Annotated in this window: 17 protein-coding genes; 11 read left to right on the plus strand and 6 right to left on the minus strand. The window is 44.5% G+C overall.

Features of this window, described 5'->3' with window-relative positions; translation table 11 throughout:
* A partial coding sequence (locus ACVBIK_RS14215) for an integrase core domain-containing protein (protein ID WP_447169942.1) occupies nucleotides 1-180 on the plus strand: 180 nt, incomplete at its 5' end.
* Between the two features lie 377 nt (nucleotides 181-557).
* Nucleotides 558-1,574 carry a murein transglycosylase domain-containing protein gene (locus tag ACVBIK_RS14220; protein WP_447169943.1) on the plus strand — a complete coding sequence of 339 codons (1,017 nt, stop codon included), beginning with the start codon at nucleotides 558-560 and terminating at the stop codon, nucleotides 1,572-1,574.
* Between the two features lie 96 nt (nucleotides 1,575-1,670).
* Here ACVBIK_RS14220 and ACVBIK_RS14225 read toward each other — a convergent pair whose 3' ends face one another.
* A complete protein-coding gene (locus ACVBIK_RS14225) occupies nucleotides 1,671-2,819 on the minus strand; it encodes an alpha/beta hydrolase-fold protein (RefSeq protein WP_447169944.1) in 1,149 nt (382 codons plus the stop codon).
* Nucleotides 2,820-3,217: 398 nt separating this feature from the next.
* On the opposite strand from ACVBIK_RS14225, the gene mtnC reads away from it, so the two are divergent.
* Nucleotides 3,218-3,898, plus strand: coding sequence for an acireductone synthase (gene mtnC / locus ACVBIK_RS14230; RefSeq protein ID WP_447169945.1), 681 nt, complete (start codon nucleotides 3,218-3,220; stop codon nucleotides 3,896-3,898).
* Nucleotides 3,899-3,952: 54 nt separating this feature from the next.
* Here mtnC and ACVBIK_RS14235 read toward each other — a convergent pair whose 3' ends face one another.
* Both ACVBIK_RS14235 and ACVBIK_RS14240 read right to left on the minus strand, forming a co-directional pair.
* Nucleotides 3,953-4,882: a hypothetical protein gene (locus ACVBIK_RS14235; protein ID WP_447169946.1), complete on the minus strand. Its 930-nt coding sequence runs from the start codon at nucleotides 4,880-4,882 to the stop codon at nucleotides 3,953-3,955.
* Between the two features lie 336 nt (nucleotides 4,883-5,218).
* Complete coding sequence (locus ACVBIK_RS14240; protein ID WP_447169947.1) at nucleotides 5,219-5,968, minus strand: DUF4344 domain-containing metallopeptidase; 750 nt, start codon at nucleotides 5,966-5,968, stop codon at nucleotides 5,219-5,221.
* Nucleotides 5,969-6,088: 120 nt separating this feature from the next.
* On the opposite strand from ACVBIK_RS14240, the gene ACVBIK_RS14245 reads away from it, so the two are divergent.
* Together ACVBIK_RS14245 and ACVBIK_RS14250 are read left to right on the plus strand one after the other, a co-directional pair.
* Nucleotides 6,089-6,520, plus strand: coding sequence for an acyl-CoA thioesterase (locus tag ACVBIK_RS14245; RefSeq protein WP_447163125.1), 432 nt, complete (start codon nucleotides 6,089-6,091; stop codon nucleotides 6,518-6,520).
* A gap of 94 nt (nucleotides 6,521-6,614) precedes the next feature.
* Nucleotides 6,615-6,887, plus strand: coding sequence for a GNAT family N-acetyltransferase (locus ACVBIK_RS14250; protein WP_447159130.1), 273 nt, complete (start codon nucleotides 6,615-6,617; stop codon nucleotides 6,885-6,887).
* A 49-nt stretch (nucleotides 6,888-6,936) separates the two neighbouring features.
* Here ACVBIK_RS14250 and ACVBIK_RS14255 read toward each other — a convergent pair whose 3' ends face one another.
* Both ACVBIK_RS14255 and ACVBIK_RS14260 read right to left on the minus strand, forming a co-directional pair.
* Nucleotides 6,937-7,341 carry an acyl-CoA thioesterase gene (locus tag ACVBIK_RS14255; RefSeq protein ID WP_447163126.1) on the minus strand — a complete coding sequence of 135 codons (405 nt, stop codon included), beginning with the start codon at nucleotides 7,339-7,341 and terminating at the stop codon, nucleotides 6,937-6,939.
* A 286-nt stretch (nucleotides 7,342-7,627) separates the two neighbouring features.
* Entirely contained in the window at nucleotides 7,628-9,424 is a 1,797-nt protein-coding gene (locus ACVBIK_RS14260) for an AMP-dependent synthetase/ligase (protein WP_447162258.1), read from the minus strand.
* Between the two features lie 492 nt (nucleotides 9,425-9,916).
* Here ACVBIK_RS14260 and ACVBIK_RS14265 point away from each other — a divergent pair, with 492 nt between their 5' ends.
* From ACVBIK_RS14265 to ACVBIK_RS14285, 5 genes are all read left to right on the plus strand, one after another.
* The gene (locus ACVBIK_RS14265; RefSeq protein WP_447169948.1) at nucleotides 9,917-11,500 is read left to right on the plus strand and encodes an alpha/beta hydrolase; all 1,584 of its coding nucleotides are present in this window, start codon (nucleotides 9,917-9,919) and stop codon (nucleotides 11,498-11,500) included.
* Between the two features lie 10 nt (nucleotides 11,501-11,510).
* Nucleotides 11,511-12,245, plus strand: a complete 735-nt coding sequence (locus ACVBIK_RS14270; protein ID WP_447169949.1) for an ABC transporter ATP-binding protein — start codon at nucleotides 11,511-11,513, stop codon at nucleotides 12,243-12,245.
* A gap of 24 nt (nucleotides 12,246-12,269) precedes the next feature.
* Entirely contained in the window at nucleotides 12,270-13,406 is a 1,137-nt protein-coding gene (locus tag ACVBIK_RS14275) for an ABC transporter permease (RefSeq protein ID WP_447163128.1), read from the plus strand.
* 85 nt (nucleotides 13,407-13,491) lie between these two features.
* A complete protein-coding gene (locus ACVBIK_RS14280) occupies nucleotides 13,492-13,743 on the plus strand; it encodes a superinfection immunity protein (protein ID WP_447162262.1) in 252 nt (83 codons plus the stop codon).
* Between the two features lie 43 nt (nucleotides 13,744-13,786).
* Nucleotides 13,787-14,017 carry a hypothetical protein gene (locus tag ACVBIK_RS14285; RefSeq protein WP_447162263.1) on the plus strand — a complete coding sequence of 77 codons (231 nt, stop codon included), beginning with the start codon at nucleotides 13,787-13,789 and terminating at the stop codon, nucleotides 14,015-14,017.
* 88 nt (nucleotides 14,018-14,105) lie between these two features.
* On the opposite strand, the gene ACVBIK_RS14290 is transcribed toward ACVBIK_RS14285, so the two are convergent.
* The gene (locus ACVBIK_RS14290; RefSeq protein WP_447162264.1) at nucleotides 14,106-15,113 is read right to left on the minus strand and encodes a GlxA family transcriptional regulator; all 1,008 of its coding nucleotides are present in this window, start codon (nucleotides 15,111-15,113) and stop codon (nucleotides 14,106-14,108) included.
* A gap of 144 nt (nucleotides 15,114-15,257) precedes the next feature.
* Here ACVBIK_RS14290 and ACVBIK_RS14295 point away from each other — a divergent pair, with 144 nt between their 5' ends.
* Entirely contained in the window at nucleotides 15,258-15,551 is a 294-nt protein-coding gene (locus ACVBIK_RS14295; RefSeq protein WP_447162265.1) for a hypothetical protein, read from the plus strand.
* The last annotated feature ends 41 nt before the right edge of the window (nucleotides 15,552-15,592 follow it).

The raw sequence follows: 15,592 nt of genomic DNA on the forward strand, positions 1-15,592 counted from the left end.
GCGGTAATAGAGCGTTTTTTTAGGAGCTTTAAAACAGAGTGGATGCCTAAATACGGCTACAACAGTTTTAAGGAAGCTAAGTTCGACTGCATCAACTATATCTTGAAGCACTACAATACAAAACGGGGTCATAGTTATAATAATTACATGACACCAACAGCGGCCGAAATGGCTGCGTAAATACGCATCCCCTGTTGGTGTACAGTTTTAGTTGACCACATCAGGATCAACAACTTCGTCAGGGCGGCAGGGGTGATCCAAGAGGGGATTGCTGTTGTCCCCCTTTTGGCCGTGTGTGAGCTGGAAGCTCACGACCTTTATCAAGCACAGCTTGATTAGCCGTAAATATGGGATGGAATCCCACGACTTTGGTTGTTAGACGAAGTCTAACTATAGAGTTCAGGCGTAGCCTGATAGATTTATCAAACGAAGTTTGATGATTAAAAATGAAAAGTTAGCCATCAGCTAACGCCTGAGCAATTACCATTGTATAATCACCCCACAAAAACCTAACCCACTGATAAATGTCTAAATACCTATCACAGCTACTTATACTCGTGTTCAGCGTAATCGCTATCGCCATAGCGAATCACGCTAGCGCTAACAGTAGCAAATTAGACTTGAGCGACTACGATGCCGATGTCGCGGCATTGCTACAGGAGTATCAGGGGCAAGATGCTAACTCGCGGCCAATCGTACCGTCTGTTTTGGTGTTTAATGAGAGCGAACAAGCCTCAACCTACGTCGACTTTAAACGTGGTTTAATCTTGGTCGAAACCAGCAGTAAAGCGCAGCTAAAAGAAGCTGTGGTACAGGTGCTGCTGACCCAAATAGACCCTAAGGTTATCGATGCTAAAACCGCACAAGACTTTGGTTTAATAGGTAAAAAGAAAAAGCCCTTCTTTTGGGGGCAAGTACTCGACCAAGAAGGTAAAGCGATTGAGTTTCAATGGCGGGCATCGCGTTACGCCGACCACCTAGTCGCTAAAAGTAAACGGGTTAACTCGCGCTTTAGAGTCGCGATTCACATGGTGAAAGAACACACCACCATCGCCGGTAACAAGTACATCAACTATGCCCGCAGTGCGAGCCGTAAACACGGCATTAGCACAGATTTAATTATGGCGATTATTGAGACCGAAAGCTCGTTTAATCCACTAGCACGTTCACGCTCGAATGCACTTGGCCTGATGCAGATTAAAGCCAATACCGCAGGTCGTGACTATTTCAGCTTAATCCAAGGCTATAAACATACGCCGTCATCGGCTTACCTTTATGATCCATCCAAAAATATCGAGGTGGGCACTGGCTACTTAAAGATACTCTCAAGCCGCTACCTTAAGGGGATTACCCATCCTAAGAAACGTGAGTACGCGGTGATCTCCAGTTATAACGGCGGTGCGGGTAATCTGTGGAAGAGTCTCGACTCTAGGGGGAATCGCACCAAGGCCTTAGCGCGGATTAATAAGATGACGGTCAGCGAATTTTATTGGTTTTTGACTAACCGCCATAACCGCCAAGAAACGCGTAACTACTTGAAAAAAGTCAGTAGCAAGCAGAAAAAGTACCTTTAACTGCGCTTAAAAAACGTAAAACGCTAACCAAAAGGCTAGCGTTTAAGTTGCCATAAAGGCTCGGGGCTTAAAGGTTAGAAATTTAAGCGTTAGGAGTTAGAGCTTGCTCTGCTGCTTATACATAGCCAGCTTTTCCGAATACTTCTTTTTATAAAAAGAGTGGTTAGTTTTATCTAGCGCTAATCCTTGATATTTTATCGCTTGCTCAAAATCCCCGAGCTTTGCATAAGCGCCAGCAACAGCGTCATAGGCGGAAACCGTTTTAGGATCATCAGTGATTGCCACTTTATATACTTCAATCGCCTTAGTCGGTTCTGTTTCAAGGTAAGAATCACCCAGCTTAATCAATGAGCGAGTCGCTGGCACTTTAAAACCGTATTTTTGCTCAGATAAAAACTGGTAATGCGCCACAATAGCTTGTGGACCTTGCTTAGAAATCTCTGAATCTGCCGTCAATACTTGATGATAGTCATCAAACAAGGCTTCAATCGCATAAGCGGCTGCCAGCACAGGCTGAGTCATATAGTAACTGCCATCAAAACGCTTAATGCGGTAATCCAAAGTATCATTGGCGTTGGCTTCAAGAATGGCTTCCATTTCTGCAAATGCAGCAAGCTGCTGTTGATCATGTTTGCTGTCATTAGTCGTCATAAACAAAAATCGAGGATTACCTTGCATATCAGCAAGCTTTTTCGGCGCATCTTTAATGACATAGGCAAAATCTTTACTTAGCACAGGGCTTGCTACAAAGTAGGCATTAAACAAGCTGGGGCGATTGATTAAGGTATATAATCCCAGCCCTGCATTACCGGTAAAGCCATTTAAAATGCGAAAACCATTAGTGCGGTATTGCTTGTCGATAGCGGGCAGTAGGTTTTGTTCGAGGTAATCGAGTAACTGTTGATTACCGCGTTCTTCAATCGCTGCGCTTTTTAGTTCGCCTAAGCCTTGATGGCCATCAGGCGCCGTGACGATTATCGTCTCTAACCAGGGCCAATCACCGTTATGGCTCATCCAGTCATGCATGCCCGCGAGCAAGGCTTGGCTTCGTGGATGAAAATCAACTAGCACGATATATTCTTTATCTGGTTTGGTGCCATAACTGGGCGGTAACGTCACAGTAAACTCTGCGGGTTCGATTAGCTCTGAAGTTACTGTTAATGGCTCTACCACGCTATGTGTGGCGCTTACATTAGCACTGAAGAGTGGCACGAATAAGCACGCGATAAAAAATATTCTGGTCATTTTCGATCCTTGAAGTTTACTCATTTAAAGCTAGCTATCTAGATCTAGCCATTTAAATTAGCGCCGTTGCCGCCACTCGCTAGCTAGCTAGCTAAGTAGTTAAGCAAATCGTTAAATAACTGACCAAGTTAACAGTAGATTACTTAATAAACAACTACGACTCAGGGTTTAGACAAAATGAACCACGAGCAATCAAAATAACCGCTGCGAGTGTTTTAATGAATAACTCAGCTTGGTTAGTCAATATTAGATATTAGTCGCCAACAATCAGAAAAAACTGTAAATTTAGTACAGGGTGAGCGCCGATTACACTAGCCAGCCGAGCTAATTCAGCTTAGGATCTGAGCACTAAATCGATCTCGACTACAGTAATCCACATTGCGGAGTAACCAAACATTATGGGTATCAGAGCCATCGTCGTAGATACAGCCGGTACGACTACCGACCTTAACTTTATTGAGGATATACTATTTCCTTATTCAGCTAAGGCCTTACCCGCTTTTCTGGAACAGAATCAACATAATGTACTCGTAGATAACTGCATTTGCGATGTGCAAGATATCGCACTGGAGCCTGATGCAAGCCTTGCTCGTGTGACCGAAATTTTATTACAGTGGATTGAAGAAGATCGTAAAGCCACACCACTGAAAACCCTGCAAGGTTTGATCTGGAAACAAGGCTACGCCAATGGTGAGTTTAAAGGGCACATCTTCCCTGATTTTATCGAAGCATTAGATGGCTACAAGCAACAAGGTTTACGTATTTATAGCTTCTCTTCTGGCTCGGTTGAAGCGCAAAAACTACTGTTTAGCCACAGCGATGCGGGCGATCTAAACGATAAGTTTAACGGTCACTTCGACACACGCACAGGTAACAAGCGCTTCAAGCAAGCGTATTGCAATATCGTCAACACGATTAGCCTAAGCCCGAAGCAGATTTTGTTTGTATCTGACGTGCTTGAAGAGCTAAAAGCCGCTAGTGAAGCAGGCTTAAAAGTCGTGCAGATGGTACGTGATGATAGCCAACGCACTGGTGACTTTAGAACCATTACTAGCTTTAGCGAACTGAAAATCGACTAAACTAGAGCACATTAAAAAAGGGCCTTTATGGCCCTTTTTTGTTACTTTTTATGGTCAACTTACCACTGGAAAGGCGGGTGAAATACACTTTTTCACTTCAAACCTAAAGCCATCCAGTTGCGCCTTATCTCGATAAACCTCCATGATCTCATAATCGTTTAGCTCAACCACTCTTGAATCAACATCCTTTTGACACCTAGATTTACTGTCAGCTTCAAACTCAAATGCAAAGAGTGCAATCATCTGTCGCACAAATGCTTGGTACTCATAACGTGTCTGCAAATACTCATCTGTCATACCCTTTAGCTCTGCATCTTCGGCACTTATAGTGGTCGCAGTAGGTACCAAGCCAACAGTGATATCACGAGTAATAGTTTGTTGTAACTGCTCTGCTTCAAGCTCTGGCAATACATATAAAACAAGGTGAGCAAGCAAGCCTGTTGCCAACATTAAACGCAATAGCCAAGTGAGTTTTTGAAAATGCACATTTTGGGTCAACTTAGGCAGTTTTATGCCTAATGGCGCGAGCATTAAAGCAAGCATTAAATAGAAAGGTACCAACAACTGCGCGGCGAGAATAACCAGGGCGGTGATAAACACAAACCATACTGGGATATAAAGCAAAATCGCTAAATTGTGAGTATAAGCAACATGCGCGGCAGACACCCCAATCACATCATTGACGACTCCGCCGGCCCAACTCAAAGCAAAGTTAGCCACCACGGCATAAAACAGCAACAGCACTGCTTTACCAACTAAGCTATGCCAAATTCGCTCAAAAATAGGTAACAGCTCTATCGTTAACGCCAACACAGTTAACACAGCAACCCAACTAAATGAGTCCGCAAAAATAGCAATTAATCCCGCTAACACATATAGGTATTGCGCGAAAGTCAGTACTGATAGCTTTTGCCCTAAGCCTGAAATTCGCTTTTGGTAGAATCCCTTAACCGAAGACAATATGATTTGAAAAGCTGCGGGCATTGTTATTATTTTTGTTGCCGTCATAAAAAAACTGGCCCCATTCATTATTAATTGCACAAGAAGCGTATACCATAAACGCTTGGCAACAATTTACCAACATTTTCTATTACTATACCCAAGCCACCTGAAGATGCAGGGTTCAGTGGGAATTTAATGCGCTTTAAGCAAGGCGTTGATTGCAGTTAATGGTTGTTCCCTTAGCAAGATCAATAACGCAGCAGAAAGTGCATTAAACCCCATCGAAGAAGGCTTTGCGCAAGGCCTCTGAAATGAGCATGTTCAAGTCGTTTGGGTATATAAGTAAACACGCTTAGTATTTGCCGACTTTCAAGTGCATTATTTTGCTAAATAGCGGCTTTTTAACCTCTCCCAGTTATCACTTTGACGAGCGTACTCCTCTTCACACATCACCGCTCTTTCTATGCCTTGTTCAGAGCCTGCCAGCAGACTTGCATATTTCTCAGGATTGCTACCATAAATTAGGCATACGCTTGCATGGTATCGCTGTGCATCTAGGCTATGTTCATCACTAAAATCACCATCTGCCAGCTCATCAATGCCTTCATCTTCGAGCGCAAATAGGTCAGCTGCACTTAACGCAATTTCTGCGCCCTGTTCAAAAGCATTGATAAGTAATAATGTCGCCAAGGTATCCACCGCATCTTCTTCCCGCCCAAGTACGATTACATCATTAGCGTAAATATAGGCGTGGCCATACTCGTGACCTAATGTATGGAGCAGAGCATCTTGAGTGGCGGTTTTTGGGCTTACTCCCGTTTGCTGATATTCATCTTTGGTAAAGCGATTAAGCACCTCAGTGACGAAGTGATAAGGGATTTCTATTTGCATTGTCTCAGGGTCAAACAATGGTCCATCTTGCGAACCAAACACCACGGTTAATTTGTGCTGCATGGGTAAAGTTAAGTACAGCTGTTGCAACTGCGGCTCAATACTTTTAAGCAATCGATATCCCCTAAGCTCTTGTCGAGTTTCAGCCTCAATAAATTGATTTACTACCGCCGCCTGACTCAGTTGCCCAAAGCTGAGCAGTAACGCGATTGCTAACCATTTAGTCATTCTTTGCATATACCCCCACTTATACTAGTTAGCATTATCCATTGCCTTGTTGCCTGATAAACATGCTGTTATGCTGGTCAAAAGTTAAACGTCCGTTTAAATATTGATACGAATCAACTAGAGAGCATTATGGATAATTTTCTTAAGCAATATCCCATCAACACCCAAATTGTAGTCGCTTGGGGCGAAATGGATGCCTTGCAACACGTTAATAATGTGGTGTATTTCCGCTATTTTGAGACAGCTAGAATCGACTTTTTCAATCAAATTAACTTATTGGAAGAGTTACAAACAACAGCAGTTGGCCCTGTGATTAGCGAAAACCAAGCGCGCTATAAGCGTCCGGTCACCTTTCCTGATACCTTAACGGTTGGTGTTAGCATTAGTGATATTAAAGATGACCGATTCATGATGCACTACAGTGTATATAGCCTGAGCCAAAAAGCCGTCACCACACTTGGCTCATCGCAGGTGGTGATGTTTAACTTTAAAACAGGCCAAAAAGCCAAACTCACGCCAGAGTTAATCGATGCCTTAAAAACCTATGAACAGGCAGCATAATATTTAAGTTTTCGTGTTTAAATTTTAGTGTTTAACTTTAGTATCTAGCGCTGTTACTAAAGCACGTATCAGTAAAAAATGGATGGGAGCCTTTATGAGTGAAGTCGTTCACCTAGTAGATGAAAGTCGATTCGTTATTAACCTAGACGGGGCGCAAGCCGTATTAGCTTATGAGCTGTTTGATAATAGCAGCGCTGACTCACCGGCTCGCCGCTGTAATTTCAACAACACCTACGTGCCGCCGGAGCTGCGTGGCAAAGGCTTAGCTGAAAAACTGGTGCGTAATGGCCTAAGATGGGCCAAATCGCAAGGTTTTGAAATTGAAGCGAGCTGCTGGTACGTGCAGAAGTTTTTGAGCAAAAAATAACAACGTACTCAAACTCAAGGCTCATTTTCACGAGCCCATACTCATTACACTACTCGCCTGTCAGCAACGCTAACTGCTCTCGAATATCAGCACTTAGAGGCTGGCTTTTCTCGCTCGTATAGTCGTAATGCACCATGGTCGTTTGCGCTTCCGCGGTCTTTTTGCCGTTCTGCCAACAGCTTTGGGTTAACTCAAAACTGCTATTTCCGATACGGCTCACCCAGGTTTTTACCGTTACGTCGCTGGCAAAGTAGGTTGGCGCATTAAAGCCGATGGTAAAGCCCGCGACAATCAAGTTCCACTTAGTGAGATCTTGTGTTGGGTTGAAAATTTTGAAAATAGGCTCACGCGCCGCCTCAAACCACACCGGTATAACGGTATTGTTGATATGCCCTAAGGCGTCAGTTTCACAAAATCTTGGTTGTAGTGTCAGGCTAAATGCAGTCTCTTGCACGCTGGTATTCCTTGTTGTTATTGTTATTGCTGAGATCATTATTAGAGTTTTATCGGCTCCATTCTACCGATAAATAGCAGGCTTAAAAGGGCCGCAACGCAATTGCGGTTAACTGCGCTGGAATTAAAGATTTGCAGGTGGAAATGCCAATAAATGAATGCAACATTTATGGCCAGACATAAATACCAACACTATCCGTCCATGGGTGTTGGCATAAATGTTCCAGACATAAAAAAGGCACACTAATGCGTGCCTTTTCACTTAATGACGATGACTTAAGCCCGTATTAACGGCTGTACATCTTGTCGATTTCACGTGCGTATTTGTGATAAATCACTTTACGACGTAGCTTCATGGTAGGGGTAATTAAGCCCGCTTCCATCGAGAATGCATCGGGTAACAAGGTAAACTTCTTAATCTTTTCAAAGCCAGCTAGCTCGCTTTGTAATGTCTTAAGACGCTGCTCAAAATGCTCAACCACGTGACTATGACGCAATAGATCCAGCTGCGACTCGTAATTTACGCCTTTCTCTTTTGCCCAAGCCTCTAACGACTCAAATGCTGGCACAATTAACGCGGTTACGTAGTTGCGCGCATCGGCAACAATCGCTACCTGCTCGATGAATGGGCAACAACCTACTTTGCCTTCAACACGTTGCGGCGCAATATACTTACCGTTTGAAGTTTTCATGAGCTCTTTAATGCGGTCAGTGATAAACAAGTTACCGTTTTCATCGATACGACCCGCATCACCAGTTTTCAACCAGCCATCTTCAAATGTTTCGGCTGTTTCTTCTGGACGGTTGTAGTAACCACGCATCACAGTGTCGCCGCGTACTAAAATTTCGTTATCTTTACCGAGTTTAATCTCAACTTCTGGCAGTACCTGGCCGTTAGAACCGGGAACGCGGTTAGCCAAGGTATTACAGGTCGCCGTTGCCGTCGTTTCTGTCATGCCGTAACCACATAGCACAGGTACATCGATGCTTTGGAAGAAAGCACTGACGTTTGGATCTAGTGCTGCGCCGCCACAAGGCATAAACTTAAGACGACCACCTAACACCTGCTTTAACTTACTGAAAACCAGCTTATCGGCTAATTTCCATTGCAAGCTTAAGCCCAACGATGCTTTATGGCGACCTTGGCCCACTTCAGACTGTTTATGACCAACAGACATTGCCCAGGTAAACATTTTTTGGCGCATTTCAGGTGCTTTAATCACCTTATCTTGTACGGCGCTATACACTTTTTCTAAGAAGCGCGGCACCACACATAATGTGTGCGGACGAACTTGAACAATCGCCTCTTTTACCGCCATTGGATTCGACAGGTATACGTTACGGCCACCACGACACAATACATAGAAGCTCCAACCGCGCTCAAATACATGGCTAAGCGGTAAGAATGCTAACGACACATCACCAGGAGTAAAAGGTAATAATGTGTCATGCTGACGCACCATAGAGGCAATGTTGCGGTAATCAAGCATTACGCCTTTAGGGTCGCCCGTTGTGCCTGAGGTGTAGATTAACGTCAGTAGATCATCTAAATTCTTGTCGTTCAAACGCTTTTCAAGTTCGGCGTCTGCTGCCACATCAAGTTCACGCGCAAGCAGTTCATCCAAATAAAAATGGTTTTGCTTATCTTGTAACTCAACTGATTGGTCGAAAACCACCACACTTGTCAGGCTATCGCATTGGGCGGCTAGCTCACATGCCATTGCATACTGCGCCGCATCACCCACAAAAATCAGCTTTGCTGCTGCGTCGTTAACAATGTAAGCCGCTTGCTCCATTGTGCTGGTTGGGTAGATAGGCACAACGACAGCTTTGGCTTTGAGTAAGCCCAAATCGGCACAGGTCCACTGCGGGCAGTTCTGCGACAAAATAACTGCGCGGTCATGGGATTCAATACCAAACTGAATTAACACCCGTGCAATTTTAGAGGTGATGGTATCGAATTGAGTCCAACTCACTTGATGCCAAGGCGCTGCAGTTTCGAATCCTTCGAGCGCAATAGCGTCGCCAAGTGATTGGCTCTGTTGCTGTATTAATCGTACTACGTGATATTGCTCGAGCGACATAAAATAACTACCTTTTAGCTTACAAGTGTTCCGCTTTTCGGCAAGTCTACTAGAAGACGCTCTAAACACTAAGAGTTTTTGCTCTATTTTTGTTAACTCAAACACAAAAAAAGACCGTCCTGCGATGTGAGCGGCCTTTATTTAACAGCAAGTCTTTTAAGCTAAGCATCTAAATTAAAACAAAAATAATTTATTAACACCTGTAGCGATATTGTGCTATTCCCAGCGCAAGCAAATAGATTAAACTTTAACCATCTTGGTTGATCGCTCGATTATCAGTGCTGTTTTAACATTATGACCGCAGTAGATCTCCCCGCCATAACCGTTGTTTTGCAAACCAAAGCGTCTACATGATTTGTAGCCCATTAACTCCCGTACTTGTTCAGTTAGAGCATTGAACTGAACAAAAGTAGTTAGCCACTGCATAAAGACATTGATACATTAACAAGGCTCTTATTTAGATACGCTAAATTGCAAAAAGGAATCAGTATCATGCTTCATGGAATGTACTCTCAAATTCGCGCTCGAGTAGCCCCCGCGCTATGGCATAAAAAACCTTTAGCTACGGCTATCTTACTCGGTGCTGGACTACTCATTCCTTCAGCTCAAGCGGACACATCAGCCAACACTGCACAACTAAAACCTAACAATCAACAAGCTTGCTATGTCGACGGATTATCGGAGCAGATGCAATGCGGCTCTATCTCGGTTCCTGAGAATTACGCCAAGCCAGATGGCAAACAGATCCAAATTCATTACGTGGTGATGCCAGCCATCAAGCCTGGTAGCAAGAACCAAGCCTTGCTCGCAATCGCTGGCGGGCCAGGGCAATCAGCCATCGAAAATGCCCGCGGTTTCGATCGCATGCTGACCAAGGTACGCCAAACCGAAGATGTCATCCTTATCGACCAGCGCGGCACTGGTCAGTCGAGCCCACTGCAATGTATTGGCGATGGCTTTGAAAGTGCTCTGGCGGTTAATGAAAGTGATTTTGATACCCGGGTTGAAACCCAAAAATGCCTAGATAGCCTTGATGCCGATGTCACTCAATACGGCAGCCTTAGCGCACTTAAAGATTTTGAAGCGGTTAGACAGCACTTAGGTTATCAAAAACTGCACCTATACGGCGTGTCTTACGGCACGCGTATGGCACAGCTGTATATGCATCACTATCCGACAAGCCTAGCAACGGTAACCCTAGATGGTGTAGTGCCAATGCAGCAAAGTGTGCTCGCTATTGGCGATGCCATTGCCCGTGCATTCAATCTGCTTATCGAAGATTGCGCCAACAACAGTCTTTGTCATACACAATTCCCTGAGCTTAGTGCCGATCTTGAAAAGGTCGATGCTGAGCTAACACAAGCGCCAAAAATAAGCCAAGTGCCCGACCCTCTTACCGGTGAAATGACCCAACTGACCCTCACTCGCGGTAAGTTTAAAGGCGCGTTGCGGATGGCGCTTTACAATCCCAGCACCCGCTCACTCATGCCCCATGCGATTCATCAAGCGGCTAAGGGTAACTATCAACCCATCACAGGACTCTATGCCATGGGCATAGACAATGCGGGTATCGCCATGGGCATGCATGCTTCTGTGGTATGTGGCGAAGATTGGCAACGCCTGACGCCTGAACTGCGCGAAAAAACAAACCAGAGCTACTTTGGTAAAGAGATGCTAAAAACCTTTGCCGACTCCTGCGCAGTGTGGAATATGCCTGCGGTCGATGCCAGCTTTAGCGACCCCATAGCCAGTGATATCCCAACCCTATTGCTCTCGGGTGAGTTAGACCCCGCTACGCCACCGAGCTGGGGAGAACTTGCCATGGAAAAACTGACCAATGCTAAACACTTTATCGCCCCTTATGCGACACACGGCGTGGCATACCAGTCTTGTGGTAATGACCTTATTGCAGAGCTCGTTGAGCAAGGCTCTGTAGCAGAGCTAGATGCTGAGTGCTTACAGGAAGATATTCGCCGCAACTTCTATCTCAATGCCAGCACTGTAGAAGCCATTCCTAGTGACAGTACTAAGCAAAAAGATGAACAAATAGACAAACAAACAGCCCTGAATAAGTAAGGAAACCACCATGATCAAAGTATCAAATTTATCAAAACGCATCGGAGATGTGCAGGCGCTGGATGATTTAAGTTTTTCAGCGTTAGATGGCCAAATTACCGGTCTACTCGGCCCAAATGGCGCAGGTAAAACTACCTGTTTACGCACCGTGTTTGGCCTTTTAAAGCCTGATAATGGTAACGCCGAAATCGATGGTATTGATATCGCGGTATCACCGGTCGCTGCCAAGCAACAATTAGGCTTATTCCCTGACCCATTTGGTTTGTATGAGCGCTTAACCCCGCGGGAATATATTAGCTACTTTGCCGAACTTAATGGCCTGTCTCGTAAAGAAGCAAAGCTAGCCACCAGCAAGGTTATCGATAGATTACACCTTGCTGATATCGCCGATAGACAGTGCAAAGGTTTTTCTCAAGGCCAACGGATGAAAACGGCATTGGCACAAGCCATTGTCCACCAGCCAACCAATATCATTCTCGATGAACCCACTCGTGGCCTTGATGTTATGAGTACCCGTGTACTGCGCGACATCTTGCGTGATCTAAAAAACCAAGGCCATTGCGTGCTGTTTTCAAGCCATGTGATGCAAGAAGTCGCCGCACTTTGTGACCAGGTGATAGTGATGGCCGAAGGCCGAGTGGTTGCCATTGGTAGCCCAGAAGCATTGTGCCAGCAAACCGGTAAGGACTCGCTCGAAGATGCCTTTATTCAATTGATTGGTACTGATGAAGGCATAGCCGCTTAATACTGGCGATAAAAGGATTTCTCAATGAGTAACAAAATTATTTCAATGGTTCGCAAAGAGCTGATCGACGCGGCTCGCGATAAACGCTCGGTAATGGCAGGGCTTTATTACGCGATTGGCGCACCGCTGCTTATGTGTGGTATGTTTTTTCTGTTAATTGGTCAGCTGACTAGCCCTGAAGATCTTAATATAAAAATGACCAACGCACAGGGTGCACCGGATCTGGTTAAATTTCTATCGAGCCGTGGGATCTCTCAAGGTGATAACGAAGACACTAAGGACATTCAGCTCATCATCAGTGATGACTATGCAGCCAATATGGCCAAAGGGCTTAGCGCTGAGGTAACACTGGTTGCCGATGCGTCAAATGAAAAACTGCAGATCTCGATTCGTCGATTAGAAAAGAGCTTACAAGAATATAGTGGTGAAATGGGCAGCCTTCGCCTTATCGCCCGCGGTATCGATCCTAGAGTAATGCAACCCATTAAGCTCAATGTTGAAGATGAAGCCACGCCAGATTCAAAGGCCGGCATGATCTTAGGCCTAGCCACCATGACCATGATCTACGCGGTATTTATCTCAGGCATGAATTTGGCTATCGACACCAGTGCAGGAGAGCGTGAACGTAATTCATTAGCACTGCTACTCAGTCACCCAGTCTCTACCTGGGAAATTGTTATCGCCAAAATTATTGCGGTGACGATTTTTGCGATGGTGGGCTTAGTCCTCACACTCATTGTATCCAAATTTGCTTATGCCTTTGTGCCCTGGCAAGAACTTGGGTTTGCCGTCAGCCTCAACAGCAACTTTATTGTAATGATGATCATTGTCGGACTGCCTGTGGCAATTATGGCAGCGTGTTTACAGCTGTTTGTCTCTTTTATGGCAAAGAGCTTCAAAGAAGCTCAATCGTATATCACTATCGTGTTGATGGTGCCGATGATGTTAGCCATGGCTGCCAGCTACAATATCGCGCCAGAGACCATTCAGTGGCTGCCGGTATCTGGGCAACTGCAAGCCTTGATTGAATTTATTAAAGGCCGCGAGCTCCCAATGATGCAGCTAGCAGTGTCATCCGCTCTAACCTTGGCTATCGCCCTAGGTCTTGCTGTAGGTATGCAAAAGTCGCTCAAGAGCGAGAAGATTGTATTTGGTTTATAACGAGCAATACGTAACTATCGGAGGGAGCACTCCTCCGATAGTTGCACTCATTTAGATAACTCTCTTATGGAATAAGGAAATAAAAATGGAATTTATCGACAACATCTTAGCCAGTGATAACTATGCTTTTATGGCCATGCTTGCTGTTGCAGTCATCGCTATCTGGTTTCTGCCCGCCATGCTGGCATTAGTATTTAACCGCAAACACTTCAAACTTATTTTACTCGCCTGTATCCCTGCGGGCTTTTCACTGATTGCATGGGGCGGGGTAATGGTGTGGGCGGTTACAGGAAAAGTCGTTGATAAATATGCGAATCGAACTAATGCTCAAAGCTAATGCTCAATAAAAGATTATAGATAACTGAATAAGGAGTACCACTATGGATCTACCCATGATCGTGTTAATTGTCGCTATCGTTGCTATCGCCACCGCAGGTGAGGCCTTTAAGTATTACCTGAAGTCTCGTAAGATCACTGGCTCAGAGATCACCAATAATGAGCTTGAGTTACTGCGTAAGCAAAACAGGCATTTAGAACAGCGAATAGAAGTACTTGAGAAAATCGTCACCGATAATAGCTATGATCTAAAGTCGACGATCAATTCACTGTAACCGGTAACATAAATATAGTCAGGTTCACACACTCATAGTGTTGATGGAATAAGCTTAACGCTCATTCAATTGCGACCAGCAATTACCATTAGCAGCAGTCATGAGTATTGAATTTCTGCCGATAGGCCCTAGGCGACAAACTGGTTGTTTGAATAAATAGCTTTCTAAATGAGCTAACATCCTCATAGCCAACCTGCTCTACTATCTGCTCAATCGCAAGCTCCGTTGTTTCTAATAATCGTTTAGCTTCATCCACCCTAAGCCGTTGAATATAACTGGCTGGTGTTTGATTAATAGCTTTTTTAAACCGCCTAATCAAGGTGCGTTTACCAACGGCAAATTTGTCAGCTATCTCATCAAGTAATAAGTTTTTATTAAGGTGCAACTGCATCCAGTCTTGAATACGATTAACCAACTCATCTTTATGCTGTAGATCTGCATCAAGGGTCATAAAAGCTTGTTGAGAGGTTCGGTTAGGATCGATCAATAAAACCTTGGCCATCTGAGTCGCAATTTGCTCTCCAGCCAGCCTTTGTATCAACTGCAAAGCTAAGCTCAGATTGGCACTGGTTGCCCCCGCCGTATAGAACTGCCCATCATTAAGCACTACATGCTCACTGCATAATTTCACACGAGGAAAGCTGCGTTTAAACAATTCAGCCAACCACCATACACATGTCGCCCTCTTATCATCGAGCAAGCCTGAAGCTGCTAGCATCAAGGTGCCTGAGCAGTAAGCGCCAATAGGTTTACCTGTATGAGAAAAGTCTCTCAAGGTTGCAATATGAGGTTCAAAATCTGTTAGGTAGGCAGTAAGCTGTTGCCGGTTAGTGATCGTTGCCGAAGCCACAACTAAGGCATCGGCATGACTTAGATAATGCTCGGCATCCTCATGGGCTATGACAGGAAGCTTTACGTTATAATCACTTATTATTGGCTCACCATCAGGCGACATCACCGCACACTCAAACAATGCCTCATCAGCATCTGGATGAGTCACTTTCCAATAAGTATTACAAAAGCTGAAAACATCCATAAAACTAAGAATGCCACCAGCCACCGCATTATCGGCAGCTAATACAACTATTCGTTTCATAACCCTTCAGCCTGTCACTTATCACCTTAATTCTGTCAATAATGACACTTAAAAGTGATTTATCTAGTTTTTATACTGACAGTTATTGAAAGCTGTAGTCGCAGGAGCGCTGTTATGAAAAGCAATATGAATATGGATCAGAGAATGAGTAGAATGTTAAGCAAGCGAGTTACCGTTTCGTCAAACGACACCACCAAAAGCAATAACATGCTAAGTGATAGAGCAACTAGATATAAGTCAGCAAGCAAAAAAGCACTCAAATATAAGCCGATTAGTCATAAAGTGTTAAGCTTGAGCTACTTACTCCCAAGCTGGGGCTTGTTGCTTTGGCTTAATTTCAGCACCGAACCGAACTTGTTTGCCCACTTCATTGCAATCCCTAGCCTACTGCTGCTAACGGGCTACAGCGCTTATATTATTGCCCGTAAAGGTGGCTAATATCGACAGTGCGGGTAATCATTTACCTACCCACGCCAGTA

The sequence above is a fragment of the Shewanella sp. 125m-1 genome (genome assembly GCF_052977065.1).

Coding starts and splice junctions, on each gene's coding strand:
- ACVBIK_RS14225 (WP_447169944.1), bottom strand. CDS start 2,819: ATGACCAGAATATTTTTTATCGCGTGCTTATTCGTGCCACTCTTCAGT.
- mtnC (WP_447169945.1), top strand. CDS start 3,218: ATGGGTATCAGAGCCATCGTCGTAGATACAGCCGGTACGACTACCGAC.
- ACVBIK_RS14235 (WP_447169946.1), bottom strand. CDS start 4,882: ATGCCCGCAGCTTTTCAAATCATATTGTCTTCGGTTAAGGGATTCTAC.
- ACVBIK_RS14240 (WP_447169947.1), bottom strand. CDS start 5,968: ATGCAAAGAATGACTAAATGGTTAGCAATCGCGTTACTGCTCAGCTTT.
- ACVBIK_RS14245 (WP_447163125.1), top strand. CDS start 6,089: ATGGATAATTTTCTTAAGCAATATCCCATCAACACCCAAATTGTAGTC.
- ACVBIK_RS14250 (WP_447159130.1), top strand. CDS start 6,615: ATGAGTGAAGTCGTTCACCTAGTAGATGAAAGTCGATTCGTTATTAAC.
- ACVBIK_RS14260 (WP_447162258.1), bottom strand. CDS start 9,424: ATGTCGCTCGAGCAATATCACGTAGTACGATTAATACAGCAACAGAGC.
- ACVBIK_RS14265 (WP_447169948.1), top strand. CDS start 9,917: ATGCTTCATGGAATGTACTCTCAAATTCGCGCTCGAGTAGCCCCCGCG.
- ACVBIK_RS14270 (WP_447169949.1), top strand. CDS start 11,511: ATGATCAAAGTATCAAATTTATCAAAACGCATCGGAGATGTGCAGGCG.
- ACVBIK_RS14275 (WP_447163128.1), top strand. CDS start 12,270: ATGAGTAACAAAATTATTTCAATGGTTCGCAAAGAGCTGATCGACGCG.
- ACVBIK_RS14280 (WP_447162262.1), top strand. CDS start 13,492: ATGGAATTTATCGACAACATCTTAGCCAGTGATAACTATGCTTTTATG.
- ACVBIK_RS14285 (WP_447162263.1), top strand. CDS start 13,787: ATGGATCTACCCATGATCGTGTTAATTGTCGCTATCGTTGCTATCGCC.
- ACVBIK_RS14290 (WP_447162264.1), bottom strand. CDS start 15,113: ATGAAACGAATAGTTGTATTAGCTGCCGATAATGCGGTGGCTGGTGGC.
- ACVBIK_RS14295 (WP_447162265.1), top strand. CDS start 15,258: ATGAGTAGAATGTTAAGCAAGCGAGTTACCGTTTCGTCAAACGACACC.